This is a genomic window from Micromonospora sp. IBSANI012 (genome assembly GCF_052814045.1).
Genome location: NZ_CP199933.1, coordinates 70165 through 95056 on the forward strand (window position 1 = coordinate 70165; position 24892 = coordinate 95056).

A 24892-nucleotide genomic window follows, 5' to 3' on the forward strand; every position below is an offset into this window, starting at 1 on the left:
GCCTCCCTGGCACTGCACTTTCACGGAAAGAGTGGCTATTCCGCATCGGATAGCCACTCTTTCCGTGAAAGTGCCTGGATCTTGGGCCGGGTGTGGGCGCGAGTGAGGGGTCAGCGGGGGCGGCGGGACGGGCGGGTCCGGGGGCCGGTCGCGGGTGGCGCGTCCGAGGTGTCGGCGGTCTCCGGCGTCGGGTCGAGTGCGGTCTCGTCGGTCGAGGTCGTCGACCGCGCCCCGGACTCCCGGACGGGAGGGGTGGCCCGGCCGCGGCGGGCCGGTCGGGTGCGTCCGGTGCCGGTGGTGGGCGAGCCGTCGTCCGGGCGGCTGGTCCCGTCCGGCCGGGGGTCGGCCGGGGCCGGGTCCGTCCCGGCGAGCGGATCGGCGAGCCCTGTCCCGTCCGGCCGGATGGCGGTCGTGGTCGCCGTGCCGACCGTCGGTCGGGTCGCCGCGCCGGAACCCGGGTCGCCCGTCGGGCCGACGGCCCGCCGCGTCGCGCCGGACGGGCCGGGGGTCTCGAAGGGCTCGCCGGCCGACGCGAGGTCGCCGTCGAACCCGCGGTCGTCCAGGTCGCCGGTGCGCTGCCGGGGCACCATCGCCGGGCGAGCGGCCGTGCGCCGTTCTGCGCGCTGGGCGAGCGCGGCCACCAGCACCGAGCCGGCCGCGCCGACGAGCACCGCGTACGGCGCGACGAAGTGCGCCGAGACCTGCGCGGGGGTGACCTCGGCCAGCCGGGGCACGGCGACGAAGTAGGCGACCGCGACGAGCAGCGGACCCGCCGCACCGGACACGGCCGCGCCGAGCCGACGGTCCGCCATCCGGGCGGTACGTCGCGCGGCCAACGCGCCGATCAGCAGCGCCGAACCGGCGGCCAGCAGCACCCCCGGCCAGTAGACGTAGTCCCGCAGCCAGAACCGGGCGCTGTCGGTGCTGATCTGCCAGATCCCGAGCTGGGCGGTGGCCAACCCGCGTCCCGCGAGCACCCCGTCCGCGACCGACACCACGGCGAGCAGCCAGATCCAGCCCACCGTGGCGATCACGTTGGTCGCGACGGCCCGCGTGTGCAGCGCCCAGATCGCGGTCAGCAGCCCAGCCAGCACGCCGACCGCCGCGTACCCGGCGGCCAGGCTCTGTGGCGAGAAGGTGTCGGGCACGGTCGCCGCCCGGGCGGGCACGGCCACCAGCAGTACCGTGATCAGCGCGCCCACCGCGCCGGCCACGGCCAGCGTCATCCGGCGCAGCGTGCCGCCCGGGTCGGCGTCGCCGTCGTGTCCCCGTTCCGCCAGCCGCTGGGCGCAGACGGCCCCGGCGATGGTGGAGACGGCCGCGATCCAGGTCGCCCAGGCGAGGCTGGCGTACCAGGCGGCGCCGGCGGCGGCGGGCTCGGCCGGTGCCCAGTCGATGACGCCCAGCCCGTAGGCGAAGCCTAGTTGTGCCGCACCCACGCCGGCAGCGACGCCGACCGCGGTGGCGACCGATCCTCCCCAGCCCAGTCTGGCCATGCCGGGGAGCGTAGCGTCCCCTGGTCGGCGCGGCGAGCCGTGTGACGGCCCGGACGACGTGCGGTGACGGCTTGGCATCGCCCGGTACGGTCGCTGGTGACGAGGCGGAGAGTGCGATGAGCGACGGACACACCCTTCTGGACACTCCGGCGCCGGGGCGGCGGGGTCGCGCCCCGCTGCTGATCGGCGGTGGGCTGGCCTTCGTCCTGCTGGCCACCGTGGGTGCGACCGCCGGCTGGGTGCTGGCCGGGCCGGACGAGCCCCCCACCGATCCGCCGGCCGCCGCCGCGTCGACCGCCCTGACCTCGGCACCCGCCCCGACCTCGGCCGCCCCGTCACCGGCGGCGCAGCCGGCGACCGTCGCACCGGCGACCGCCCGGCCGGCCCCGCCCGCCCCGTCGAGCAAACCCCCCACCGGGTACGTGACCGTCCCCGACCTGGTCGGCGACGGCTTCGAGGGGGTACGCAGCGACCTGCGGGACCGGAAGCTGGGGTGGCGGCTGATCTTCGGCACCGGGCTGGGCGAGAAGGTCGAGCGCCTGGACCCTGCCCCCGGCACCCGGGTGAGCCACGGCACCACCGTCAAGGTGTACGTAGCCGGGCCGGCACCGGAGGCGGAGGTGCCCGATCTGGACGACTACGACTGCGCCGACGCCGCCGCGACGATCGTCGAGCGCGGCTTCTACCCGCGCTACCGCACGGGCAGGGTCGGCAAGGTCCGCTCCCAGGATCCGGAGCCCGACGTGACCCGGCACTGGAACGACGAGGTCGCCATCTCCTGCGGCGGCATGGAGTAGGGCGCGGGCGGGTCGCCGCGCTGATCCCGGCGGCTGGTGACCCCGACCGTTACCGTGGACCGTCGAGGGCCACGACGCCTGCCCCGGTGGGAGAGGACGTGCGATGAGCGACGACCGCCAGGAGCCCGCCGACGACGCGACCCGCCCGCTGCCCTCCGATGACGACCGGACCCGCCCGCTGCCCCGCGCCGGCGACGGGCAGCCGCCGGGCCACCCCACCCCCGAGCCCTTGGACGCGACCGCCCGGCACGAGCCGCTGGATGCCACTGCCCGGCACGAGCCGCTGGACCGGACCCGACCGCTACCCCCGACCGGCGCCGGAGAGCAGGCCGTGCCGGCCGCGCCGCCCGTCTGGTCCGGGCGGGCCGGGGTGCCACCGCCGCGTCCGGCCGACTACCGGGAGCCGGTCGAGTGGTACGGCGAGGAGCAGCGTGGACGTCGCTGGTGGATGCCGATCCTGCTGGGCATCCTGGCGCTGCTGCTGCTCGCCGCCCTCGGCACGGGGATCTGGCTGGTGCTGCGGGCGGCCGGGGAGCGGGACGAGGAACCCGCCCCACCGGCGCCGACCAGCGCGCCGGTGACCACTGCCGCGACCACCGCCGCCCCGACCACCGAGGCGCCCAGCACGCCGGCCACCACCGCGGCCGCCAAGATCCCGGTGCCGCCCCTGGTGGGGCTGCCGCGGGCGTCGGCCGAGCGGATCCTGGACCGGCTCGACCTGTCGCACCGGGTGCGGACGCGGGAGTCGTCGGAGCAGCCGCCGGGCACCGTGATCGAGACCGACCCGGAGGCGGGTGAGCTGGTCGACGCCGGTGACCGGGTGACGTTGGTGGTGGCCGCCGCGCCGTCGCCGACGGCCTCCCCGACCCGGACGGTCGAGCCGACGCCCGAGGTCACCCCCACCGGCTAGGAGGCTGTCGGGAATCCTCGCGGCGGCTGCGGCGGGCCCAGACGACGACCGACCTCCGCCTTGCCGGATCGCCGCCTGGCCTCCGCCTCGCTCGCCCCGAGGATTCCCGACAGCCTCTTGGCGACCAGCTCACCACATCCGGCGTCGCGTGCCGACCAGTCCCAGCCCGGCCAGCGAGATGGTCAGGCCGAGCAGGCCGGAGTAGAAGAGCGACTGGCTGAGGGCCTGCCGGGCGTCGACCGTGGACGAACCGGCCAGGGCGGCCTCGCTGTCGCCGGTGCCGGGCCGGGATCCGGCGCCGCTGTGGGGACCCTCCGAGGCGTTCGCCTCGGGGCCCGGTGCGGTGTCGCCGTACCGGTGGTCGTCGGGTGCGGCGAGGTCGGCCGGGTAGTCGGAGTCGTCCTCGTAGCCGGGGTACCCGACCACGCCGGGAGGTGGTGAGTTCTGCTCGACCACGGTGATCTCGGGAGCGGGCACCGGCTCGGCCAGCCGGGTCGCCGATTCGGCCGGGTAGCGCACCACCACCACGAGGGTGGTGACGGCGCCGACCAGCGCCAGCAGCCCGAAGGCGTAACCGATACGGGACCTGTGGTGCCGCCGCGCGGCGGGCATATTGACCATGGCCATCCCAGGTTCAGGGTCCGGGACGCGCGGGGTGGTGACTTTCGCCGGGGTGGGCGTACCGAGTCTATGGCGACGGCACGCCCCCCGGCCGGGTAATGGCGGAGGTCAGCCCACCGCCACCGCAGCGCGGCTGATCGTCCGTCGGGTCCGTACGGTGTGCTGGCGCGGCACGGGCGCCGCCTGGAGCTGCCGGAGGCCGGCCTCCTGAACGAAGATCGACCGTCGGTTGATCGCGTCCCCCGCCGCGTTCAACTCGTAACCGTCGAGCCAGAGCCAACCGTCGTAGGTGGGCCAGTCGAGCACCCGGATGACCCGGAACGTGATGGGTCGGATGAACTGGACACTCGCCGCGCGAGTCACGTGCAGTACGTCACCGGAGCGGGGAAGCACATGGGCTCCTGGGGAGGGTATGGCCGGCGGTGCCGGACCGGAGGTCATGGGGGAAGGTTTCTGGGGCCCGGTGACGGGATCGTGCCGCCGGCCGGTGGATCGGTGGCGGTGGTCGGGCCGTGCCCGCTGGTGGCGGAGCGCCACCCGACCATCACCGTGCTGCTCCCGGTTACCGCTCCCGCCGCCGCAGCCGTCGGGCGTGCAGCGGCGGGGTCATCACCCCGGGGCAGGTCTCGTCGTCGCAGCTGGACCGGGTCGCCCGGCCGTCCCGCCGCCGGTGTCGTCGCCGGACCGGGGAAGCGTGGGGGAACGGTGAGTAACCCGAGCCATACGGACAGAGTGCATCAGTGACGTGCGACATGCAAGTTGCACGTCGACTTTTGCCGATACGCGAGCGCGACACGTGAACGAGGCGCTTGATGACGCCGACCCCGGACCGGCACACTGGACGCCGGTTTCGCCCGACGCGGCCGGTCGACGACCGGCACCATCCCTGCCGCGAACGATCGCCCGCCGTTCGTCGGTCGCGCCTCGGCGGGTGTCGACGCAGGCGCGAGCCACCGGGAGGTAACCGGGTGAGCGCGAGGAACGGGGAACACCACCCGGTGAGCCGCGGGGTGCCGCGGTGAGCGAGCGGCGCAGCCCCACCATCCGGCGTCGCCGGCTGGGCGCCGAACTGCGCCGCCAGCGCGAGGCGGCGGGAATCACCATCGAGACGGTCGCCGAGCAGCTCGAGTGCTCCGCCTCAAAGATCTCCCGGATCGAGACCGGCCACACCTCCGCGACGCCGCGGGACGTCCGCGACATGCTGCGGATCTACGGCGTGGTGGGCGTCGAGAGCGACGAGCTCGTGCAGATCGCTCGGGAGGCCCGGCAGAAGGGTTGGTGGCACCCCTACAGCACCGTGCTGGTCGGGGCGTACGTCGGCCTGGAGGCGGCGGCCAGCTCGATCCGGGCGTACGAACAGCAGGTGGTCCCGGGCCTGCTGGAGACCGAGGAGTACGCCGGGGCAATGATCCGGGCGGCCCGCCCGGACTTCACCGTCGACCAGGTGCAGCAACGGGTGCGTGTCCGTCTGGGCCGTCAGTCGTTGTTGACCCAGGACGATCCGGTCGATTTGTGGGTGGTGCTCGATGAGGCGGTGCTGAGCCGGCCGGTGGGCGGCGACGCGGTGATGCGTGGCCAGCTCCAGCGGCTGGTGGAAGTGGCGGAACTACCGAACGTGACGCTTCAGGTCCTGCCCTTCGAGGTGGGCGCGCACGCCGGCATGGACGGCACCTTCACCATTCTCAGCTTCCCCGAACCGAGTGATCCCGATGTCGTGTACGCGGAGAACGCCACGGGTGGGCTCTTCCTGGAGAAGAGCGACGAACTGCAGAAGTACAGCTTCATCTTCGATCACATTCGAGCAGCGGCCATTCGCCCGGAGGAATCCATAGCTCACATCGCGAAACTGGTAGAGGAGCCGCTGTGGAAATGGCGACCAAGGAGTTCCCCGTGGACCTGAGGCACGCGACGTGGTTCAAGAGCTCCAAGAGCGGGCCGAACTGCGACAACTGCGTCGAGGTGGCGTACGTGACCGGGGCGGTCGGCGTTCGGGATTCGAAGGACAAGACGGGCCCGGCCCTGGTCTTCGCTCCGGGCGACTGGCACGCCTTCGTCGCCCGGACACGGAGCGGCGGGTTCGTCCAGCACTGATCGACGCAACGTGGCGTTGACGGCGGGTCGATCGGGGATCTCCCCGGCCGGCCCGTCGCCACTTGCGTTCCGTCTCGTTGAACCCCTCGATACGGCGCTGGTCGACAACCCGCCGCACGGATCGGAAACCGAGCGAGGCAGGCGAGACGGATGACGACGATCGGTTCAGACAACCTCACCAACGGCCCGGGCAAGTCGGAGCGCTTCGGCGGCAAGTACCGCGGCGCGCGCCGGGACACGGTGCTCACCGAGGTCGTGTCCACCGACACCGAAGGCGGCGGGCGGGACGCCGGGTCGGCCGCGCCGGAGCAGGTCGGGCCGCCGCTGACGCTGCCCTCGCTCGACCCGAACCCGCTGACCGAGCCCTCGTTCCCGCCGGCCGGGTGGCCGCTGGAGCCGAGCGAGTCGCTGGTCGACCACCCGCTGCTGCGCGGCCTGCTGATGGAGCTGCCGCCGAAGGGCAGCGTGCCGCCGCCCGGCTGGCTGGACCGCTGGTTCGAGGCGACCCGGGCGATCCTGGAGCTGCTATACGTGCAGGGGCCGAGCCGCACGCGCTGAGGTCGCCGTCGCCTCCGGTAACGCCCGCTCGGCGAGCCGGTTGTGGCGGAGCGCCAGGCGTACCCCGATCGCGATGACCGCGAGACCGCCCAGGGTGACGGCCGGTCCGGTCAGGCGGGGGTCGGCGGCGAGGTCCAACCCCGCGGCCGACAGCACCGGCGGCAGCGTGGCCAGGGCGGTGACCTGCACCGGCAGGCCGATCAGGGGATGCGCCCCGGCGGCCCGCAGGCCGTGCGGCGCCGGCGTCTCCGGCGCGGTGGCGAACGCGCCGGCGCCGGCCCGGAGCCGGCGCAGCCGCCGCACCGTGCAGAGCGCGACGGCGAGCGCCGGGCCGGCGGCCAGGCCGAGCCCCGCGGCGGCCCGGTCGACCGGCGTCGCGCCGGCACTGGTCAGGCCGACCGCCAGCACCGCCGCCGTCAGGCCGAGGCCGGTCAGGGTCAGCGCGAGCAACCATCCGGTACGCCGGCGGAGTGCGCGGGCGCGGTCCAGCCGGGGCAGTCGGTCCGCCACCACACCGGCGGCCAGCCAGACCCCGGCGATCGGCAGCAGCACGATGAGATGGCCATCCATGTGCTCAGCCTTGTCCAGTTCGGCGATCGGCGAATCCGGGGCCGGCCCCGGTTCGCCCCCTACCCCACCCGTAGGGGCATCCCGCCGACGTTATGGACGCTTCGACATGTTTAACTCCCGGACCTCGCCGACCTACCCTCAGGTAGATCGGCAACCATCGATCAACTTCGGACTCGCGGGTGGACGGTCGGCTGCCGGTCGGAGGGAGGTAGGGAGATGGGTCTTTCACACAGGTCCGCACTCGTGGGGGTGGCCACCCTGGCGATGTTGGCAACCGCCACACCCGCCATGGCCGCCGAGCCCGTCGGGGTGATCCGGGAAGCGGGCGGGGCCACCGCCGTGCCGGACAGCTACATCGTCGTCTTCAAGGACAGCGCCGTCGGCCGGAGCCGGGTGGGTGACAACGCCCAACGGCTGGTCGGCAGGCACGGCGGCCAGGTCGCCCGCACCTACACCGCTGCGCTGCGCGGCTTCGAGGTCAAGGTCGGCGCGAGGGCGGCGGCCCGGATCGCCGCCGACCCCGCGGTGGCGTACGTCGAACAGAACCACACGGTCTCCATCTTCGGCACGCAGACCAACCCGCCCTCCTGGGGCCTGGACCGGATCGACCAGCGCAACCTGCCGCTGAACAGCTCGTACACCTACCCGACCACGGCGTCCAACGTGCGCGCCTACATCATCGACACCGGGGTCCTGTTCGGGCACAACGACTTCGGCGGCCGGGCGGCCTCCGGCTTCGACGCGGTGGACGGCGGCTCCGCCGACGACTGCAACGGCCACGGCACGCACGTCTCGGGCACCGTCGGCGGCTCCTCGTACGGCGTGGCCAAGGGCGTGCAGATCGTCGGCGTCCGGGTGCTCAACTGCCAGGGCAGCGGCACCAACGCCCAGGTCGTGGCGGGCATCGACTGGGTGACCGCGAACGCGGTGAAGCCGGCCGTGGCGAACATGAGCCTCGGTGGCTCCGCCAACAGCTCGATCGACACGGCGGTCACCAACTCCATCAACTCCGGAATCACCTACGCGGTCGCCGCCGGCAACGGCGACATCTTCGGCAACCGCCAGAACGCCTGCAACTACTCCCCGGCCCGGGTCGGGTCGGCGATCACCGTCGGCGCCACCCAGAACAACGACGCCGCCGCGAGCTTCTCCAACTACGGCACCTGCGTCGACATCCTGGCCCCGGGCGTCAACATCACCTCCGCCTGGTACACCGGCAGCAGCGCGACGAACACCATCAGCGGCACGTCCATGGCGTCACCGCACGTCGCCGGCGCCGCGGCGCTCGTCCTCTCGGCCAACCCGTCGTGGAGCCCGCAGCAGGTCCGCGACAACCTGGTCAACGCCGCGACCCCGAACGTGGTGACCAACGTGGGCACCGGGACCCCGAACCGGCTGCTCTACGTGGACAACGGCACCACCCCGCCGACCAACGACTTCTCGGTCTCGGTGTCGCCGACCTCCGGCTCCACCGCCCCGGGCGGGTCGGTGACCGCCACCGTGGCCACCGCCACCACCAACGGCTCCGCGCAGTCGGTCAGCCTCTCCGCCAGCGGCCTGCCGGCCGGCGCGACCGCCTCGTTCAACCCGTCCACGGTCACCTCGGGCGGCTCGTCCACCCTCACCATCGCCACCTCGGCGAGCACCCCGCCCGGCACCTACACCGTCACCGTCACGGGCACGGCGGCGTCGGGCACCCGTACGGCGACGTACTCGCTGACGGTGACCGGCTCGGGTGGTGGCGGCTGCTCCGGCAGCAACGGCACCGACGTCGCGATCCCGGACACCGGCGCCACGGTGTCCAGCTCGATCGTGATCTCCGGGTGTGGCCGCAACGCCTCGTCGGCGTCGACCGTCGCGGTGAACATCGTGCACACCTACCGCGGTGACCTGGTCATCGACCTGGTCGCCCCGGACGGCTCCGCGTACCGGCTGAAGAACAGCAGCTTCTTCGACGGTGCCGACAACGTCAACGCCACCTACACCGCGAACCTTTCGTCGGAGGCGGCGAACGGCACCTGGCGACTCCAGGTGCGCGACGTCTACTCGGGCGACACCGGCTACCTCAACACCTGGACCCTGACCCTCTGACGCACTCCCGCCGCGGGGCTCCTTCCGACCGGAAGGGGCCCCGCACCCTGCCTGGCCGGCCCGCCGGCTCCGCAGACCTGCCGGGCGGCTGCGCGGGTCAGACCGAGAAGGTGGCCGGGCGTTCCGTCGCCGGCGCCGGGGGCTGCGCCTTCCACAGGCCGGTCTTCTGCCCGGCGAGGCGGGTCAGGTACGCCGGGTTGAGGATGACGTACCGGCGCCAGAGCCGCTTCGGCTCCAGGCCCAGCCGCCAGAACCACTCCAGCCCGGCCCGCTGCATCCACGCGGGCGGCTGCTTGAGCAGGCCGGCGTGGTAGTCGAAGGCCGCGCCGACCGCCATCAGCGGCATGTCCAGCAGCGGCCGCATCGCGTACGCGAAGACCTCCTGGCGCGGGCAGCCCAGGCCGACCAGGACGAGCCGGGCCCCGCTGGCCCGGATCCGGTCGGCGATCTCCACGTCCTCGCCCGGCTGGACGGCGCGGAACTTCGACGGCTCCACCCCGGCGATCTTGAGCGCGGGGAACATCCGCTCCAGCGCCGGGATCAGCCGGGCCAGCGTCTCCTCGGTGGAACCGTAGAGGTAGACCGGCAGCCCCTCCTCGGCGAAGCGGCGCAGCACGTGCAGGGTCAGCGTCGGGCCGTAGACCCGGTCCGACAGGCCGGCGTGGTGCAGCAGGTTGAGCGCCCAGCGGACCGGCTGGCCGTCGGGGGTGACCACGTCGAAGGAGTTCAGCCGGGCGTTGTGCGCCGGGTCGAGCACCCCGGTCATCACGCCGTGCACGGCCAGCGCGGTCAGCGCCAGCGGGCGGCGCTCGTGCGCGGCGGCCACCACCTGCTCGGTCGCCGAGGCGTAGTCGGTCGCGTCGACCAGGACGCCGAGGACGTTCCGCTTGCCCTTGCCGGTCATGCCTGCGGCACCCACTTGTCGACGTTGGCGTCGTAGATCTCCCGCATGATCATCGGTACGTCGTAGACCTGCTTCCAGTCCGGGTAGTCGGCCTGGAAGGCCTCGTTCGAGCCGATCCACCACTTGTGGTCGCCGATCCGGTTCGCCTCGACGTACTCGGTGACCATCTCCCGGCCGGTGATCTGCTCGGCCAGCGCGAACGCCTCGCGGTTGGAGGTGTTGGAGTGCCGCCCGCCGCCCAGGTTGTAGACGGCCGCCGAGCGGGGGTTGCGGAAGAACGCCTCGAACGCGGAGACCACGTCCGAGCTGTGGATGGCGTCCCGGACCTGTTTGCCCTGGTAGCCGAAGATCTTGTACGTGCGGCGCTCCATGTTCGCCCGCATCACGTACCCGAGGAAGCCGTGCAGCTCCGTCGCGGAGTGCGCCGGGCCGGTCAGCGTGCCGCCCCGGAAGCAGGCGGTCTTCATGCCGAAGTACCGGCCGTACTCCTGCACCATCACGTCGGCGGCGACCTTGGAGGCGCCGAAGACCGAGTGCAGGCAGGCGTCGATCGACATGTCCTCGCGGATGCCCTGCTCGTACGGGTGGCCCGCCTCGATCTCCCACCGGGTCTCCAGCTCCACCAGGGGCAGGCTGTTCGGGCGGTCGCCGTAGACCTTGTTGGTCGAGCAGTGGATCACCGGCGCCTCGATGCAGTGCTCGCGCACGTTCTGCAGCACGTTGAGGGTGCCGCCGGCGTTCACGTCGAAGTCGGTGAAGGGGTCGCGCACCGCCCAGTCGTGCGAGGGCTGCGCGGCGGTGTGGATCACCACGGCGATGTCCCGGCCGTAGCGCGCGAAGAGCTTCGCCAGCGCGTCCCGGTCCCGGATGTCGATGCTGTGGTGCGAGTACGTGGACCCCAGCTCGTCGGCGAGCCGCCGGACGTTCCACGCGGTCGACGCCTCGGCGCCGAAGAACTCCTGCCGCATGTCGTTGTCGATACCGACCACGTCCAGGCCGAGACCGGCGAAGTGCCGGACCGCCTCGGACCCGATCAGACCGCCCGACCCGGTCACCAACGCGACACTCACACGCCACTCCTGGTCAGTAGGAGGCAGGGAAACCCTCGGAGCATAGCGTGACGTCCGGCACGCCCCGATACGAGTCGAGGGCCCCGCAAGCTGCGGAGCCCTCGTCTGTCTGGTGGGGAAGGGGGGAGTTGAACCCCCACGTCCTTTCGGACACACGGACCTGAACCGTGCGCGTCTGCCATTCCGCCACTTCCCCGTGGCTGACCTCGAACACTGTAGCTGGTGCCGATCCCGCTGTCGCCAGCGGGCCTACGTGTCCTCCGTCATCGCCTCGACTGGCTACGCTCCGTGGAGCGGTCACCGCCTCGGCGGACGAAACATTAGCACGCTCGGAGGGCCCCTTCCGAACGGGCCGGCACGCGCCCGCCGAGCGGCGCGCGAGCCGCATGCGCGCCGGCCGGATACCATCATGTCCTCGGGACCCGAGGAGGAGCCGGTGAGCGTGCTGCAACGCTTCGAGAAGCGTCTGGAAGGCCTGGTCGAGGGGGCCTTCGCCAAGGTCTTCAAAGGGGTGGTCCACCCCGTGGAGATCCTCAACGCCATGCAGCGGGAGGCCGAGGCGCACAAGGCCATCCTGGCCGGTGGGCGCACGTTGGTGCCCAACCGCTACGTGATCGATCTCTCGCCGTACGACCACAGTCGGCTGGCGCCGTACGCCGCCGCGCTGGCTCAGGAACTGGCCCAGTCGCAGGCGGAGTTCATCGGCGAGCAGGCGTGGACCGTCTACGGCGACGTGATCGTCGAGATCGAGCGCGGCGAGGGATTGGACACCGGCATGTTCCGGGTCACCGCCGAGGTCTACACCGGTGGCGAGGTCGCCCCGGTCTCCGCGCCCGGTGGCTACGACGCCGGCCCGCCGGCGTACCCCGCGTACGACCAGGGTGGCGGCTACGGCCCGCCGCCGGGACACGGCGGCGGCGCCCGCAACGTCCGGCTGGTCTCCGGCGACGGCCGCACCTACCCGCTCCAGATGGGGTCGACGGTGATCGGTCGCGGCGACCAGGCCAACCTGCGCCTGCCGGACGTCGGGATCTCCCGGCGACACGCCCGGCTGGACTTCGACGGCGGCCAGGTCGTGCTGACCGACCTCGGGTCGACCAACGGCACGATGGTCAACGGCCAGCGCGTCTCCGCGGTCGCCCTCAACCCCGGCGACATGATCCAGCTCGGCACGACCACCCTGACCTTCCGCGTGGACGGCTGACGCGCCTTGCCGGAGCTCGTCATCACCGTCGCCCGGTTCGGGTTCCTCATCCTGCTGTGGATCTTCGTGTTCACGGTGGTCGGCGTGATCCGCCGCGACCTCTTCGCAGGAGCCCGGTCGGGCCGGCTGGTGGCCGCGCCGCGCGCGGTGGGCGCCTCCACCGGGCAGGCGGCGAAGCCGGCGAAGGTGAAGCGGGGCAGGGCCGCGCACCAGCTGGTGGTCACCGCCGGCCAGCTCGCCGGCACCCGGATCACCCTCGGCGAAGCCCAGATCACGATCGGACGGGCCGAGGACTCCACCCTCGTCATCACCGACGACTACGCCTCCGCGCGGCACGCCCGGCTCGTGCCGCGCGACGGGCAGTGGTTCGTCGAGGACCTCGGCTCGACTAACGGCACGTACCTGGATCGCGCTAAGGTCACCGGACCAACCCCCGTCCCCCTCGGCGTGCCGATCCGGATCGGCCGCACTTCTCTCGAATTACGGCCATGACTCTGACCCTGCGCTATGCGGCCCACAGCGACCGCGGTCTGATCCGAGACGGAAACCAGGACTCCGTCTACGCCGGGCCGCGGCTTCTCGCCGTCGCCGACGGCATGGGCGGCATGGCCGCCGGTGACGTCGCCAGCAACATCGTCATCGGTGCCATGGCGCCGCTCGACGAGGACGTCCCAGGGGACGCCCTCGTCGACGCGCTGCGCTCGGCCGTGGGCACCGCCAACCAGCAGCTCCGCGACACCGTGGACGCCAATCCGCAGCTGGAGGGGATGGGCACCACGCTCACCGCGACCCTCTTCTCCGGCAGCAAGCTCGGAATGGTCCACATCGGTGACTCGCGGGCCTATCTCCTGCGCAACGGTGAGTTCGCGCAGATCACCAAGGACGACACCTACGTCCAGATGCTCGTGGACGAGGGCCGGATCAGCGCGGAGGAGGCGAGCAGTCACCCCCAGCGCTCGCTGCTCACCCGCGCCCTGGACGGTCGCGACATCGACCCGGAGTACAGCGTCCGCCAGGTGCTGCCCGGTGACCGCTACCTGATCTGCAGCGACGGGCTCTCCGGCGTGGTCAGCGCGGACACCATCGCCGACACCATGCGGGAGTACACCGACCCGCAGCAGTGCGTCGAGCGGTTGGTGCAGCTCGCGCTGCGCGGCGGCGGCCCGGACAACATCACCGTGATCATCGCGGACGCCACCGACCAGGACATCGTCGAGGCGAGCCCGATCGTCGGCGGTGCCGCGTCCCGGGACCGGGGCATGGCCACCTCTGCCGACGTCTCCACCCCGGCCGCCCGCGCCTCGGCGCTCTCCGCGCCGCGTCCCCCGGTCCCGGAGGACCCGGCCGCCAACCGGGACGACGAGCCCGAGCGGCGCCGGCGGCCGCTGCGTACCGTGGCGATGCTGGTGGCGCTGCTGGTGATCCTGGGCGGCGGTCTCTTCGCCGGCTGGAGCTACACGCAGCGGCAGTACTACGTCGGGGCGACCGAGCAGGGGCAGCTCGCCGTCTTCCGCGGCGTCCCCGGCCAGGTCGCCGGGCTCGACCTGTCCAGCGTGCACTCGACCAGCCAGGCGAAGCTGGACGACCTCACGCTCGCCGCGCAGGAGCAGGTCAAGCAGGGCATCCAGGCCAAGAGCGAGCCGGATGCGGCCCGCCGGCTGGCCGAGCTGACCAGCGACGACCCGGCAAACCCCAACCTGAAGCCGATCTGTCCGCCGAGCCCGACCCTGACGGCGAGCGCCTCGACGCTCGGGCCGACCGCCCGGCCGGCGACACCCACCCCGGCCGCCACCGGCGGTCCGGTCGCCACCGTCACGCCCGCGCCGACCACCACGCCCGACGCCCCGGCCTCCGACCCGGTACCGCCGGTCGTGGATCCGGCGGGCTGCCGGTCGACCGAATGAACGTCGGCTGAGAGCCCGAGGATCGATCCGTGACCGCAGCCGCCACACCGGCAGCCTCGCCCGCCACAACGGGCGAGGCTGCCGGTGTGCGCCTGGCCCGGTCCCGGCGCAACGCGGAACTCTCCCTGCTGCTGCTGGCCTTGGTGCTGGTGGCGGCGTACGGGGCGATCGTCGAGGCGAACATGCTCGACACGGTCACCCCGGACTTCTGGATGCCGGCGGCGGCGCTGGGCGTGGTCTTCCTCGGCATGCACCTGGTCATCCGGTGGCTGGCACCCTTCGCCGATCCGGCCCTGCTGCCGGCGGTCGCCCTGCTCAACGGGATCGGGGTCGGCTTCCTGCGCCGGCTCGACCTGAGCAAGGCGGCGCCGGTCGAGCGGGAGACGCTGGCCGTCTTCGCCGGCACCGGTGGTCGCCAGCTGGCCTGGACGCTCGCCGCGGTGGTCCTCGCCGCCGGGCTGCTCGCCCTGATGCGCGACCACCGCTCGGTCTCCCGGTACGCGTACACCCTGGGTCTGGCCGGCATCGTGCTGGTGATGATCCCGGCGGTGCTGCCCGGCCGGTTCTCCGAGATCAACGGTGCCAAGCTCTGGATCCGGGTCGGCGGCTTCTCCATCCAGCCCGGTGAGTTCGCGAAGCTGGCCCTGCTGGTCTTCTTCGCCTACTACCTGGTCCGCAAGCGCGAGGTGCTCTCGCTGGCCAGCCGCCGGATCCTCGGCATCGACTTCCCCCGCGGCCGGGACCTCGGCCCGGTGGTCGTGGTGTGGCTGATCAGCCTCCTGGTCCTGGTCTTCGAGAAGGACCTCGGCACCTCGCTGCTGTACTTCGGCATGTTCGTGGTGACGCTCTACATCGCCACCGAACGGGTCAGTTGGCTGCTGATCGGTCTGGTCCTCTTCTTCGGCGGCGCCTACCTCGCGTACGTCCTGGGTGGCACCGTCGGCGGCCCGTTCGCCAACTTCTACACGCGGGCGGAGATCTGGCTGGACCCGTTCGCGGAGCCGTACGACCGGGGTTACCAGCTGGTGCAGGGCCTGCTCGGCCTGGGCAGCGGCGGTCTCTTCGGCACCGGCCCGGGTGCCGGCGAGCCGCTGGAGATCCCCGAGGTGCAGAACGACTTCATCTTCGCCGGCATCGGCGAGGAGATCGGCCTGTTCGGGCTCACCGCGCTGCTGGTGACCTACCTGCTGATCGTCGAGCGGGGGCTGCGGGCCGGGCTCGCCGTCCGGGACTCGTTCGGCAAGCTGGTGGCCGGCGGTCTCGCCTTCACCCTCGGGCTCCAGGTCTTCGTGATCGTCGGCGGGATCAGCAAGCTCATCCCGCTGACCGGTCAGACCACGCCGTTCCTCTCCGCCGGTGGTTCCTCGCTGATGGCCAACTGGCTGCTCATCGCGGTGCTGCTGCGGATCTCCGACGCGGCCCGCCGCCCGGTGACCCAGGGCTCCGGCCCGGCGGCCCGGCCCGCTGGCGGCCCGCCGGAGCAGCTGCACGGTGCTCCCACGGAGGTGATCCGCCCGTGAACGCACCCCTGCGCCGCGTCGGTGTCGTCGTCATGATCCTGTTCGGTCTGCTCTTCGCGAATCTGAACTGGATCCAGGCCTACAAGGCGGACGAATACCGCAACAGCGACTACAACGGCCGGGTCCAGGTGGCCGAGTACGAGCGCCGGCGCGGCAACATCGAGGCCGGCGGCACCGCCTTCGCCACCAGCAGGGAGACCAGCGGCAAGCTGAAGTTCCTGCGCACCTACCCCGGCGGGGCGAAGTACGCGCACGTGCTCGGCTACAAGCCGGTCAACCTCGCGGACACCGGCATCGAGCGGGTGGAGAACGAATTCCTGGCCGGCACCAGCGACGCGCTGCTCGCCAACCGGATCAAGGACATGTTCACCGGCGACGAGACCGGTGGCGGCAACGTGCTGCTCACCGTCTCCAAGCGCGCCCAGGACACCGCGTACGAGCAGCTGCGCAACAACAACAACGGGGTGAAGAAGGGCGCGGCGATCGCCATCGACCCGCGTACCGGGGCGGTGCAGGCGCTCGTCTCGATGCCCAGCTTCGACCCGAACCCGCTGGCCGACCACGACACGAACCAGGCCTCCGCCGCGTTCAACCGGCTGGAGCAGGACCCGGACGGCCCGCTGAAGAACCGGGCGCTGTCGGAGACACTGCCCCCCGGCTCCACCTTCAAGATCGTCGTCGCCGCCGCGGCGCTGGAGAACGGGATCGGTAAGAACACCCAGATCCCGGCCGGGGCCAGCTGGACCCCGCCCACCTCGGGCTCCCCGATCCGCAACGCCGCCCAGTCGATCTGCCCCGAGCCACAGGTCAGCCTGATCGAGGCGGTCCGGGAGTCGTGCAACACCGGCTTCGCCCAGCTCGGCGTGAAGCTGGGCGCGGACACCGTCAAGGAGAAGGCCCGCCAGTTCGGCTTCGAGCAGGACGACCTCACCGTCGGCCAACTCGGCGAGGACGGCCTCACCGTCGCGCCGAGCCGGACCGGCGCGATGGAGGCCCCCGGCGGCGGCACCGACCCGGCCGCGCTGGCCCAGTCCTCCATCGGGCAGCGCGACGTCAAGATGACCCCGTTGCAGGGCGCACTGATCGCCGGCACGGTCGCCAACGGCGGCAGCCAGATGCGGCCCTACCTGGTCAAGCAGTTGCTCGCGCCGGACCGCACCACCAGCTACTACACCGCCAAGCCCCGCGAGCTGCGCCAGCCGGTCGACGGCACGGTCGCCGCCGACCTGCGGGAGATGATGGTCGCCGTGGTCGAGGACGGCACCGGCAACAAGGCGCAGATCGACGGCTACACGGTCGGCGGCAAGACCGGCACCGCCCAGTCCGGTCCGCAGACGCCCGACCACGGCTGGTTCATCGGGTTCGCCCTCGACAAGAACGGCACCCCGGTCTCCGCGGTCTGCGTGGTGCTGGAGGAGGCGGGCAGCGGCGGCAGCGCCGAGGCGGCCCGGATCGGTGGCCGCATCATGCAGGCGGCCATCGCCGACTCCGGGGGCCGCTGACATGCTTCACCCCGGCGTCCAGCTCGGCAACCGCTACCGCCTCGACGAGCGGATCGCCAGCGGTGGCATGGGCGACGTCTGGCGCGGCACCGACCAGGTGCTGGGCCGTACGGTCGCGGTGAAGAGCCTGCTCCCGGCGCTGCTGGACGATCCCGGTTTCGCCGAGCGGTTCCGGGGCGAGGCGCGGACCATGGCCACCATCAACCACCCGGGCGTGGTCGACGTCTACGACTTCGGCAGCGACCAGCAGATCGCCTTCCTGATCATGGAGTACGTCGAGGGCGACGCGCTGTCGGCGACGCTGAGCCGGGTCGGCCGGCTCACCCCGGCCCGGACGATGGCCCTGGTCGCCCAGGCGGCCGACGCGCTGCACGCCGCACACGAGAAGGGCATCGTGCACCGGGACGTGAAGCCGGGCAACCTGCTGGTCCGGCCGAACGGGACGCTGGTGCTGACCGACTTCGGCATCGCCCGCTCCGACCTGGTCGGGCAGCTCACCGCCGCCGGCTCGGTGCTCGGCACCGCCTCGTACATCTCCCCGGAGCAGGCCACCGGCGCGGTCGCCACCCCCGCCTCCGACGTGTACGCGCTCGGCGTGGTGGCGTACCAGTGCCTCGCCGGTCGGCGTCCGTTCGACGGGGACAACCCGCTCGAGATCGCGATGAAGCACGTCCAGGAGACGCCCCGGCCGCTGCCCGGCGACATCCCGCCGCAGGTCCGGGCGATCGTGGAGCGGGCCCTGGCGAAGGATCCCGCGGCCCGCTGGCCCAGCGCCGCCGCGCTGGCCTCGGTGGCCCGGCAGGCGAAGCTCGCGCTGTCCCAGCAGGCCCGCGCCGGTGCACACGCCGGCCCGGTCTCGGGGGCGCCCGCCTCCCCGGCCGCCCCGGTGGCCCGCGCCCAGGTGCCGGCCGCCGGCCAGCAGCACCGGCCGCCCGCGCTGGCCCAGCAGCACCGCCCGCCGGCCGCCGGACAGGCCCGCCCGCCGGCCGCCGGACAGGCCCGCCCGCCGGTCGCCGCGCGGCAGCCGCAGCCGCCCGCCGCGGCGCAGCGCCCGCCGGCCCCCGCCGTGCCGCAGTCCCGGCCGCCGGTCGCGCAGCCCGCGCCGCCGCGCGGGGTCGTGTCACCGGGTCCCACCCGGTCCGACCGCCCCGTCGGGTACGCCCGGCAGCCGGTCCCGGCTGCTGTTCCGCCGCGTCGTTCCAGGTCAGGGATGGTGACCGTGGCCATCCTGCTGGCCGTACTGGTCCTGGTCTGCTCCGGCGTGATTTCCTACAGGGCGCGGCAGGGCGCGCTGACCGGTGACCCCGGCGCAGCCGGCCCGCTGAGCGTGACGTCCGGCGCGGTGAGCGCGTACGGACGCGACGATCTGGCCCAGAAGCCGTACCGTCGGGTGGAACGGCTTCGACCGGGTGGCGGCGAGACGACGACGAGCGAAGGACGACGAACGCGATGACAGCGCAGGCCCGCCTGCTCGGTGGCAGGTACCAGGTCGGCGAGCTGCTCGGCTACGGCGGCATGGCGGAGGTCCACCGCGGTCGTGACCTTCGGCTGGGCCGGGACGTCGCGATCAAGATGCTCCGCACCGACCTGGCCCGGGACGCCACCTTCCAGATGCGGTTCCGTCGGGAGGCGCAGAACGCCGCCTCGCTGAACCACCCGGCGATCGTCGCCGTCTACGACACCGGCGAGGAGACCGCGCCGACCGGCGAGACGCTCCCGTTCATCGTGATGGAGTTCGTCAACGGCCGCACGCTGAAGGAGGTCCTCGGGGTCGAGAGCCGGCTCCAGCCGCGCCGGGCGCTGGAGATCTGCGCCGACATGTGCGCGGCGCTGGAGTTCAGCCACCGGCACGGCATCATCCACCGGGACATCAAGCCGGGCAACGTGATGCTCACTCAGACCGGCCAGGTCAAGGTGATGGACTTCGGCATCGCCCGGGCGCTGGCCAGCGGCGCGACCACGATGACCCAGACCAGCGCGGTCATCGGCACCGCGCAGTACCTCTCCCCCGAGCAGGCGCGCGGCGAGGCCGTGGACGCCCGCTCCGACGTCTACGCCGCCGGTTGCGTGCTCTTCGAGCTGGTCTGCGGGCACCCGCCGTTCGTCGGGGACAGCCCGGTGAGCGTGGCCTACCAGCACGTACGGGAGGCCCCGCCGACGCCGAGCGACATCAACCCGGACGTCAACCCGGCGGTCGACGCGATCGTGCTCAAGGCGCTGTCGAAGAACCCGCTGAACCGCTACCAGAGTGCCGGCGAGATGCGGGCCGACCTGCTTCGGGCCGCCGCTGGCCGGCCGGTGCTGGCCACCCCGGTCATGCCGCAGGACGAGACGGCGCACCTCGCCCCGGCCGCAGGCGGGTATCCGACGCAGGTCGTCGGCGGGCAGACCCGGCAGCAGGCCGCGGCGCGGGTCGGCGACCCGGGTCGGCGTAAGAGTTCGGCCTGGGTGATCGCCGCGTTCGCCGCGGTCGGCGTGCTGGCGGTGATCGCCCTGGTGGCGGCGCTGCTGCTCAACAACGGCGGCCCCGAGAAGGTCCAGGTGCCGAACCTGGCGGGCAAGGACCAGGCCACCGCCTTCACCGAGATCCGCAACGCGGGCCTGGTGCCGGGGCTGGGTGACGATTTCTTCAGCCCCACCTGCAAGAAGGGCACGGTCGCCGAGCAGACCCCGCCCGCCGGCAGCAGCCTGGAGGAGAACCGCCAGGTGACCGTCCGGCTGTGCGGCGGTCCGGCCACCAAGGCGGTCCCGGCCGGACTGGTGGGCGGTACCTACGAGAGCGTCAAGCAGCAGTTGGAGTCCGAGGGCTTCGTGGTCAAGCCTCAGGAAAAGGACAGCGCACGCGAGAAGGGCCTGGTCCTCGAGGTGAACCCGCCGTCCGGGACGAAGGTCGCCGAGAACGCCACGATCACGGTCACCATCTCGAAGGGCAACGTGGGCGACGTCCCGCGGGTCATCGGCCTCACCGAGGACGAGGCCCGGGCCGAGCTGACCAACGCCGGCTACAAGGTGCGGGTGCGCGACGGCGACGAGGTGCCCGCGGCACAGGCCGGCCGGGTCACCGACCAGAGCCCGAATCCGGGAACCAAGCTGGCCAAGGGCAAGGAGGTCACCATCGAGGTGTCCATCCCCGAGCCCACCCAGGAGCCGACCCCGCCCACCGCGACTCCGAGCAGCCCCACCCCGACCACCGGCACCGGTGGCGGCATCTTCCCTCCGCCCCCGAACGGTGCCCCCGCCCGGTGAGCTGGACCCAGCAATGACGGAAGGCCCGGTCCGCGAGGACCGGGCCTTCTGCCTGTCGTGGCTGGCTGTCAGGTATTCGCGAAGGCGGCCCGTCGCCGCGCGTCCACCTCGGCCGCCAGCTCCGGAGCGCGGTCCAGCGCCTCCGGGTGGCCGCAGGCGGCCAGCCAGTTCGCCAGCATCAGGTGACCGCCCTCGGTCAGCACCGACTCCGGGTGGAACTGGACGCCCTCGATCGGCAGCGTCCGGTGCCGCATCGCCATCACGACGCCGGATCCGGTCCAGCCGGTGACCTCCAGCTCGTCCGGCAGCGTCTCCGGGAGCACGGCGAGCGAGTGGTAGCGGGTGGCGGTGAACGGGTCCGGCAGCCCGGCCAGCACGCCGACCGAGTGGTGGCGTACCTCCGAGGTCTTGCCGTGCAGCAGCTCCGGGGCGCGGGTCACGGTGGCGCCGAACGCCTCACCGATGGCCTGGTGGCCGAGGCAGACGCCGAAGATGGGCAGCTTGCCGGCGTACTCCTTGATCACGTCCAGGCAGATGCCGGCGCGGTCCGGGCTGCCCGGGCCGGGCGAGAGCAGCACGCCGGACGCGTCGAGCCGGCCGACCTCGGCGACGTCGATCTCGTCGTTGCGGCGGACCTCGCAGTCGACGCCGAGCTGGCCGAGGTACTGCACCAGGTTGAAGACGAACGAGTCGTAGTTGTCGATGACCAGGACACGCATGGGCTCACTCGTCCGGGGAGGGGGGCGGGGTGTTGTTCTGGTCGGTGTCGTACTGGATGTCGTGTTCGTCGCCGGCCGGTTCGTCCCCGACGGGGCCGGGCTCGTTCCCCGGCACTCCCGAGTCCTCCTGGGTGACCTGCACGTCGTCGAAGGGGGTCACCAGGGGTTCGGCCCAGGGGAAGACCACGTACCAGAGCAGGGCGACGGTTGCGGCGGCGAGCAGCAGCGAACCGGTGATCTTGCCGGCCAGGCCGAAGGGCAGTTTGCGCCAGATCCAGGAGTACATCGTCGTCAGCCTCCCAGCGCCGCCGGGCGGCCCTCGGACTTGGGAATACTGGCCGCGGCGTCCAGCTCGGCGTGGATGATCAGGCGCTGGTAGTTGTCGAACTTCGGGTTGCAGGTGGTCAGGGTGAGCAGCTTCTTCGGCTTCTCTCCCGGCCCCAGCCTGATCGGCGCCGGCGCGACGACCTCCACCTGGTCGGGGCGGACGATCCGACTCTTGATCACCTTGTAGACGTACCAGTCGGTCTTGGTCTCGACGACGATCGCGTCGCCGTCGTCGAGCTCGTCCAGCCGCCAGAAGGTGGCCCGGTTGCGGTGCCCGGCGACGGAGAAGTTGCCCACCTGGCCTGGCAGCGCGCTCTTCGGGTAGTGGCCCGGGGCGTACCGGATGTCCTTCTGCGTGACGCCCTCCACCACGACCCAGTTCTTGTCGAGCTTGGGGATGTAGAGGCCGGCGATCGGCTTGCCCTCCACCGGGGGCTTGGGCTTGGCCGTCGGACCGGCGGACGGCGCGACGGTGGGGTCGCCGCTCGGGCCCCACTCCTGCGCCAGTTGGCTGCTCAGGTCGCCCTGGTGGGCGTCGACGATGGCCGACTTGCCCCAGATCTCGTACCCGGCGAAGAGCAGCACCACCAGACCGAAGGTGATCAGCACCTCGCCGGTGACCCGGACGCCGGAGCGCAACCGGGACGCGAGGGAGGGCCGGGTCAGCTCCGAGTAGACGCTCTTGTAGCCCTCGTCGGTCTGGTGCGGGCGGAGCTGGACCACCCGCTCGCCGCGCCGGGGCTGCGGCGGCTCGGCGGGCTTCTCCTCGGCCGGCCCGTCGCGCTCGGGCAGTGGGGGCACCGCGCCCATCAGCGCCGTCGAGTCCAACGCCGGCTGGGCGGGCGCGGGCCGGCCGGTCACCGCCGGGATGATCGCGGTGGCCGCCGGATCGGCGAACCGGTCCGGTGCGCCACCGGTCCGGTAGGCGCCGGTCGGTCCGCTGTCCGGGCCGCCAGCGGCACCCCAGGCGTCCGTTCGACCGCCGGCAGCGGCCACGCCCGCCGGTCCGCCCTCGGAAGCGGCCGCGCGGGGCAGGCCACCATCCGGCGCGGCTGCGCGGGGGAGTCCGCCTTCCGGGGCGGCCGCGCGGGGCAGTCCCCCCTCGGGAGCGGCCGCGCGGGGCAGTCCGCCTTCGGGGGCGGCCGCGCGGGGTAGGCCGGGCCCGCCTGGGCCGCCCTCCGGCGCGGGTACGCCGGGACGGGCCCCGTCGGACGGGTGCGGGTGCCCCGGGCCGGCGAGGTCGCCAGCGACGGGCTGCCTGGCGCGTCGGGCCTCGGGTGCGCTCGCCGGACGGTCCGCGGAACGGGCGGGGACGATCGGGAGGAAGGCGGTCGGCGCCTCGGTGGCGGGCTGCGGCCGTACCCCGGATCTGGGCTGGTGGTCGGCGGCGGGCGCCGGGGCGGGCGCGGCCGGGCGCTCCGACGGTGCGGGTGACCGGTGGATCGCCGGCGCGGCCGGCTGCACAGCGGCCGGGGCCGACGGTGGCTGAGCGGCGGGAGCGGCCGGGCGGACCGGGGCGTTGCCGGGCCACGCGGGCGGCGCGGGGCGGGTCGGGCCGTCGGTCGGGCGGGACGGCGCCGCGCCACCGGAGTACGGGTGGGCCGCCGGGCGGTCGGGTGTCGGGTTGACGGGCGGCCGGGCGCGCCCCGGGTCGGCGGTCGCGTCGGGAGCGGCCGGTCGGGGGGCCGGGCCGGGCGGGGTCGGAGGCCGGTTCGCGGACGAGCGCGGCGGCAGCACCGGGTCGGGCCAGCTGGTGCGGCGGGCCGGCGGGGTCGAGCCCTCGACCGCGGGGATGACCGCGGTCTCGTCGTCGCTCCGGTCGCGGTGGCGCGGGTCCCTGCCGTCGGGACTCATCGAGGCACCGTCGCCGATCGCAGAGCGGTGGAGTCCTCGAAGGCCGGCACGGTCACGGAGGAGACGGTCTCCTTGTAGCCCAGCTGGTAGTGCTCGACCGCCTGCTTGAACAACCCGACTCCCTCAGAGCCGGCGAGGGCCTGCTGGAGGGCAGCGGGATCGCCGATTGCTACGATCTTGAACGGTGGGGAGTACACCCGGCCGTGCAGCAGCAGGGTGTTACCGACGCAGCGTACCGCGCTGGTGGACAGCACGCGGACGTTCATGATTGACATGGCCTCCGCGCCGCCGGCCCAGAGCGCGTTCACCACCGCCTGCACGTCGCCCTGGTGGACGACGAGGTCGTCGTTGGTCGCGCCCTTGGGCAAAGTCTGGTCGTTGCGGCGGGGCGCGTCGTTCAGCTCGACGGTCACCCCCGGCCCGGACAGCGCGGTGAACCCGGCGGCCTCCAGGCTGCGCCCGGCCCGGTCGCGCTGCTCCTTCACGGGGGCGTCGGTGTCGGCCAGCGCGGCGGTCTGGCTCTCGACCTCGGCGCGCAGCCGGGCGGCCCGCAACTCGCTGGCCGCCACCTGCTCGCGCCGGTCCTCGATCAACTGGGTCAGCTGGGGTCGCCGGTCCTCCCGCAGGGCGGTGCCGCCGGCGGTGGTGGCGGTGGTGGTGAAGAGCAGCCCGGCCGCGGCGGCGATCAGCGGCACCCCGATCGACCAGCCCGGTCGCCGCTGCCGCGGACGCCGTGGCAGGAGCGCGGCGACCGCGCGCCGCATGGCCTTCTGCCAGGACGCCGCGCCGGATGTGTACTCCACCGAGCGTTCCCTCCGCCTCGTCTGGTTGGTGCCCGCCACGACGCCGACGGGCGCGGGTGCGCCGGGGCGTTTCCCTCTTTCCGGTCACTCCGCGCACCGGCCTGACCCCATTCGTGGCTTGGACGGGCCGTCCGGACTACGCTAGCTGTCGAACATTATTGGCCATGGACCGTCGCCCCCGCGCCCGGTTGTCAGGCCGGACGAGGTCGTCACCCCCTCTGGAGAGCGTCGTGCCCAAGTCTCAGGTCCGCAAGAAGAAGGTGTACACCCCGCCGACGGACGTGCGTCCGACGAGCACGGCGGCGACGCGCAAGCCTAGCCCGGTGTGGCTGCCGGCGACCGCGGTCGCGCTGATCGTCGGCGGCATCGGCTGGCTGGTGGTCTACTACCTCTCCGAGCAGGAGTACCCGGTCGCCACCTGGGGCTACTGGAACCTGGCCGTCGGCTTCGGCGCGATGGTCGCCTCGCTGATCCTGCTCTCCCGCTGGCGCTGAGCGACGGCGGCGCCTCCGGCGCCGCCGTCGGACGACCACGTCACCTTCGCGGAACCCTGCCCGGCGCTCCGGCGCCGGGCAACCTATGGTGTGCGCAGGGCGGCGTGGCCGGGTGCGAGAAGACTCACGTTACTGCTGGGTAACCTTGCGCGTAGGCTGCTCTGCATGACCGAGCGGAGCGAGGTCATCGACCGGCCCGGTCGAGGGAGTG

At 73.0% G+C, this 24892-nt stretch carries 24 protein-coding genes and 1 tRNA gene; 14 read left to right on the forward strand and 11 right to left on the reverse strand.

From position 1 onward, the window contains the following. Positions 1 to 110 precede the first annotated feature (110 nt). Entirely contained in the window at positions 111 to 1496 is a 1386-nt protein-coding gene (locus ACTWM8_RS00350) for a hypothetical protein (RefSeq protein WP_446212037.1), read from the reverse strand. 116 nt (positions 1497 to 1612) lie between these two features. Between ACTWM8_RS00350 and ACTWM8_RS00355 the strand changes: the two genes are divergently transcribed. Together ACTWM8_RS00355 and ACTWM8_RS00360 are read left to right on the forward strand one after the other, a co-directional pair. Continuing rightward, positions 1613 to 2293, forward strand: a complete 681-nt coding sequence (locus tag ACTWM8_RS00355; protein WP_446212038.1) for a PASTA domain-containing protein — start codon at positions 1613 to 1615, stop codon at positions 2291 to 2293. 103 nt (positions 2294 to 2396) lie between these two features. Then, positions 2397 to 3203 (forward strand): PASTA domain-containing protein, encoded by an 807-nt coding sequence (locus tag ACTWM8_RS00360; protein WP_446212039.1) that lies wholly within the window; start codon positions 2397 to 2399, stop codon positions 3201 to 3203. A 129-nt stretch (positions 3204 to 3332) separates the two neighbouring features. Here the strand turns inward: ACTWM8_RS00360 and ACTWM8_RS00365 are convergent, their stop codons facing one another. Then, a complete protein-coding gene (locus ACTWM8_RS00365) occupies positions 3333 to 3830 on the reverse strand; it encodes a hypothetical protein (RefSeq protein ID WP_446212040.1) in 498 nt (165 codons plus the stop codon). 102 nt (positions 3831 to 3932) lie between these two features. Further along, on the reverse strand, positions 3933 to 4217 hold the full coding sequence (locus ACTWM8_RS00370) for a hypothetical protein (RefSeq protein ID WP_446212041.1): 285 nt from the start codon (positions 4215 to 4217) through the stop codon (positions 3933 to 3935). A gap of 625 nt (positions 4218 to 4842) precedes the next feature. Here ACTWM8_RS00370 and ACTWM8_RS00375 point away from each other — a divergent pair. The 3 genes from ACTWM8_RS00375 to ACTWM8_RS00385 all read left to right on the forward strand — a co-directional run bounded on the left by ACTWM8_RS00375 (position 4843) and on the right by ACTWM8_RS00385 (position 6473). Next, positions 4843 to 5724 carry a helix-turn-helix domain-containing protein gene (locus ACTWM8_RS00375; RefSeq protein ID WP_210777653.1) on the forward strand — a complete coding sequence of 294 codons (882 nt, stop codon included), beginning with the start codon at positions 4843 to 4845 and terminating at the stop codon, positions 5722 to 5724. After that, complete coding sequence (locus tag ACTWM8_RS00380; RefSeq protein ID WP_179802493.1) at positions 5694 to 5915, forward strand: DUF397 domain-containing protein; 222 nt, start codon at positions 5694 to 5696, stop codon at positions 5913 to 5915. The genes ACTWM8_RS00375 and ACTWM8_RS00380 overlap by 31 nt, the downstream gene beginning before the upstream one ends. 150 nt (positions 5916 to 6065) lie before the next feature. Next, positions 6066 to 6473 carry a hypothetical protein gene (locus ACTWM8_RS00385; protein ID WP_446212042.1) on the forward strand — a complete coding sequence of 136 codons (408 nt, stop codon included), beginning with the start codon at positions 6066 to 6068 and terminating at the stop codon, positions 6471 to 6473. On the opposite strand, the gene ACTWM8_RS00390 is transcribed toward ACTWM8_RS00385, so the two are convergent. Then, positions 6441 to 7043 (reverse strand): hypothetical protein, encoded by a 603-nt coding sequence (locus tag ACTWM8_RS00390; RefSeq protein WP_446212043.1) that lies wholly within the window; start codon positions 7041 to 7043, stop codon positions 6441 to 6443. The two genes, ACTWM8_RS00385 and ACTWM8_RS00390, sit on opposite strands and share 33 nt — an antisense overlap. 216 nt (positions 7044 to 7259) lie before the next feature. Between ACTWM8_RS00390 and ACTWM8_RS00395 the strand changes: the two genes are divergently transcribed. Continuing rightward, positions 7260 to 9134 (forward strand): S8 family peptidase, encoded by a 1875-nt coding sequence (locus ACTWM8_RS00395; RefSeq protein ID WP_446212044.1) that lies wholly within the window; start codon positions 7260 to 7262, stop codon positions 9132 to 9134. A gap of 97 nt (positions 9135 to 9231) precedes the next feature. On the opposite strand, the gene ACTWM8_RS00400 is transcribed toward ACTWM8_RS00395, so the two are convergent. The 3 genes from ACTWM8_RS00400 to ACTWM8_RS00410 form a co-directional block, all read right to left on the reverse strand. Beyond that, positions 9232 to 10038 (reverse strand): WecB/TagA/CpsF family glycosyltransferase, encoded by an 807-nt coding sequence (locus tag ACTWM8_RS00400; protein ID WP_154940884.1) that lies wholly within the window; start codon positions 10036 to 10038, stop codon positions 9232 to 9234. Continuing rightward, positions 10035 to 11108 carry an NAD-dependent epimerase/dehydratase family protein gene (locus ACTWM8_RS00405; protein ID WP_446212045.1) on the reverse strand — a complete coding sequence of 358 codons (1074 nt, stop codon included), beginning with the start codon at positions 11106 to 11108 and terminating at the stop codon, positions 10035 to 10037. The genes ACTWM8_RS00400 and ACTWM8_RS00405 overlap by 4 nt, the downstream gene beginning before the upstream one ends. A 110-nt stretch (positions 11109 to 11218) precedes the next feature. After that, a tRNA-Leu gene (locus ACTWM8_RS00410) sits at positions 11219 to 11304 on the reverse strand. A gap of 213 nt (positions 11305 to 11517) precedes the next feature. On the opposite strand from ACTWM8_RS00410, the gene ACTWM8_RS00415 reads away from it, so the two are divergent. From ACTWM8_RS00415 to pknB, 7 genes are read left to right on the forward strand one after another with little or no spacing between them, the layout of a single operon-like run. After that, positions 11518 to 12312, forward strand: a complete 795-nt coding sequence (locus ACTWM8_RS00415; protein ID WP_088959603.1) for an FhaA domain-containing protein — start codon at positions 11518 to 11520, stop codon at positions 12310 to 12312. Between the two features lie 6 nt (positions 12313 to 12318). After that, a complete protein-coding gene (locus tag ACTWM8_RS00420; RefSeq protein WP_074315675.1) occupies positions 12319 to 12804 on the forward strand; it encodes an FHA domain-containing protein FhaB/FipA in 486 nt (161 codons plus the stop codon). Next, entirely contained in the window at positions 12801 to 14216 is a 1416-nt protein-coding gene (locus ACTWM8_RS00425) for a PP2C family protein-serine/threonine phosphatase (protein WP_446212046.1), read from the forward strand. The genes ACTWM8_RS00420 and ACTWM8_RS00425 overlap by 4 nt, the downstream gene beginning before the upstream one ends. A 29-nt stretch (positions 14217 to 14245) precedes the next feature. Beyond that, positions 14246 to 15736, forward strand: coding sequence for an FtsW/RodA/SpoVE family cell cycle protein (locus tag ACTWM8_RS00430; RefSeq protein WP_446212047.1), 1491 nt, complete (start codon positions 14246 to 14248; stop codon positions 15734 to 15736). Next, complete coding sequence (locus ACTWM8_RS00435) at positions 15733 to 17238, forward strand: peptidoglycan D,D-transpeptidase FtsI family protein (RefSeq protein ID WP_446212048.1); 1506 nt, start codon at positions 15733 to 15735, stop codon at positions 17236 to 17238. The genes ACTWM8_RS00430 and ACTWM8_RS00435 overlap by 4 nt, the downstream gene beginning before the upstream one ends. 1 nt (position 17239) lies before the next feature. After that, positions 17240 to 18691: a protein kinase domain-containing protein gene (locus tag ACTWM8_RS00440; protein ID WP_446212049.1), complete on the forward strand. Its 1452-nt coding sequence runs from the start codon at positions 17240 to 17242 to the stop codon at positions 18689 to 18691. Further along, a complete protein-coding gene (gene pknB, locus ACTWM8_RS00445) occupies positions 18688 to 20484 on the forward strand; it encodes a Stk1 family PASTA domain-containing Ser/Thr kinase (protein ID WP_446212050.1) in 1797 nt (598 codons plus the stop codon). Before ACTWM8_RS00440 ends, pknB begins: the two co-directional genes overlap by 4 nt. Positions 20485 to 20552: 68 nt before the next feature. Here pknB and ACTWM8_RS00450 read toward each other — a convergent pair whose 3' ends face one another. Genes ACTWM8_RS00450 through ACTWM8_RS00465 form a run of 4 tightly spaced genes read right to left on the reverse strand, consistent with a single transcriptional unit; the run spans position 20553 to position 24187 of the window. Next, positions 20553 to 21203, reverse strand: coding sequence for an aminodeoxychorismate/anthranilate synthase component II (locus ACTWM8_RS00450; protein ID WP_446212051.1), 651 nt, complete (start codon positions 21201 to 21203; stop codon positions 20553 to 20555). A gap of 4 nt (positions 21204 to 21207) precedes the next feature. Further along, a complete protein-coding gene (locus ACTWM8_RS00455) occupies positions 21208 to 21489 on the reverse strand; it encodes a hypothetical protein (RefSeq protein WP_446212052.1) in 282 nt (93 codons plus the stop codon). A 5-nt stretch (positions 21490 to 21494) separates the two neighbouring features. Next, positions 21495 to 23384: a class E sortase gene (locus ACTWM8_RS00460; protein ID WP_446212053.1), complete on the reverse strand. Its 1890-nt coding sequence runs from the start codon at positions 23382 to 23384 to the stop codon at positions 21495 to 21497. Continuing rightward, positions 23381 to 24187 carry a DUF881 domain-containing protein gene (locus ACTWM8_RS00465; protein WP_446212054.1) on the reverse strand — a complete coding sequence of 269 codons (807 nt, stop codon included), beginning with the start codon at positions 24185 to 24187 and terminating at the stop codon, positions 23381 to 23383. Before ACTWM8_RS00465 ends, ACTWM8_RS00460 begins: the two co-directional genes overlap by 4 nt. Positions 24188 to 24417: 230 nt before the next feature. Between ACTWM8_RS00465 and ACTWM8_RS00470 the strand changes: the two genes are divergently transcribed. After that, entirely contained in the window at positions 24418 to 24681 is a 264-nt protein-coding gene (locus ACTWM8_RS00470) for a cell division protein CrgA (protein ID WP_088959592.1), read from the forward strand. The last annotated feature ends 211 nt before the right edge of the window (positions 24682 to 24892 follow it).

Coding starts and splice junctions, on each gene's coding strand:
- ACTWM8_RS00350 (WP_446212037.1), bottom strand. CDS start 1,496: ATGGCCAGACTGGGCTGGGGAGGATCGGTCGCCACCGCGGTCGGCGTC.
- ACTWM8_RS00385 (WP_446212042.1), top strand. CDS start 6,066: ATGACGACGATCGGTTCAGACAACCTCACCAACGGCCCGGGCAAGTCG.
- ACTWM8_RS00380 (WP_179802493.1), top strand. CDS start 5,694: ATGGCGACCAAGGAGTTCCCCGTGGACCTGAGGCACGCGACGTGGTTC.
- ACTWM8_RS00400 (WP_154940884.1), bottom strand. CDS start 10,038: ATGACCGGCAAGGGCAAGCGGAACGTCCTCGGCGTCCTGGTCGACGCG.
- ACTWM8_RS00425 (WP_446212046.1), top strand. CDS start 12,801: ATGACTCTGACCCTGCGCTATGCGGCCCACAGCGACCGCGGTCTGATC.
- ACTWM8_RS00355 (WP_446212038.1), top strand. CDS start 1,613: ATGAGCGACGGACACACCCTTCTGGACACTCCGGCGCCGGGGCGGCGG.
- ACTWM8_RS00395 (WP_446212044.1), top strand. CDS start 7,260: ATGGGTCTTTCACACAGGTCCGCACTCGTGGGGGTGGCCACCCTGGCG.
- pknB (WP_446212050.1), top strand. CDS start 18,688: ATGACAGCGCAGGCCCGCCTGCTCGGTGGCAGGTACCAGGTCGGCGAG.
- ACTWM8_RS00360 (WP_446212039.1), top strand. CDS start 2,397: ATGAGCGACGACCGCCAGGAGCCCGCCGACGACGCGACCCGCCCGCTG.
- ACTWM8_RS00365 (WP_446212040.1), bottom strand. CDS start 3,830: ATGGCCATGGTCAATATGCCCGCCGCGCGGCGGCACCACAGGTCCCGT.
- ACTWM8_RS00415 (WP_088959603.1), top strand. CDS start 11,518: ATGTCCTCGGGACCCGAGGAGGAGCCGGTGAGCGTGCTGCAACGCTTC.
- ACTWM8_RS00390 (WP_446212043.1), bottom strand. CDS start 7,043: ATGGATGGCCATCTCATCGTGCTGCTGCCGATCGCCGGGGTCTGGCTG.
- ACTWM8_RS00440 (WP_446212049.1), top strand. CDS start 17,240: ATGCTTCACCCCGGCGTCCAGCTCGGCAACCGCTACCGCCTCGACGAG.
- ACTWM8_RS00450 (WP_446212051.1), bottom strand. CDS start 21,203: ATGCGTGTCCTGGTCATCGACAACTACGACTCGTTCGTCTTCAACCTG.
- ACTWM8_RS00455 (WP_446212052.1), bottom strand. CDS start 21,489: ATGTACTCCTGGATCTGGCGCAAACTGCCCTTCGGCCTGGCCGGCAAG.
- ACTWM8_RS00460 (WP_446212053.1), bottom strand. CDS start 23,384: ATGAGTCCCGACGGCAGGGACCCGCGCCACCGCGACCGGAGCGACGAC.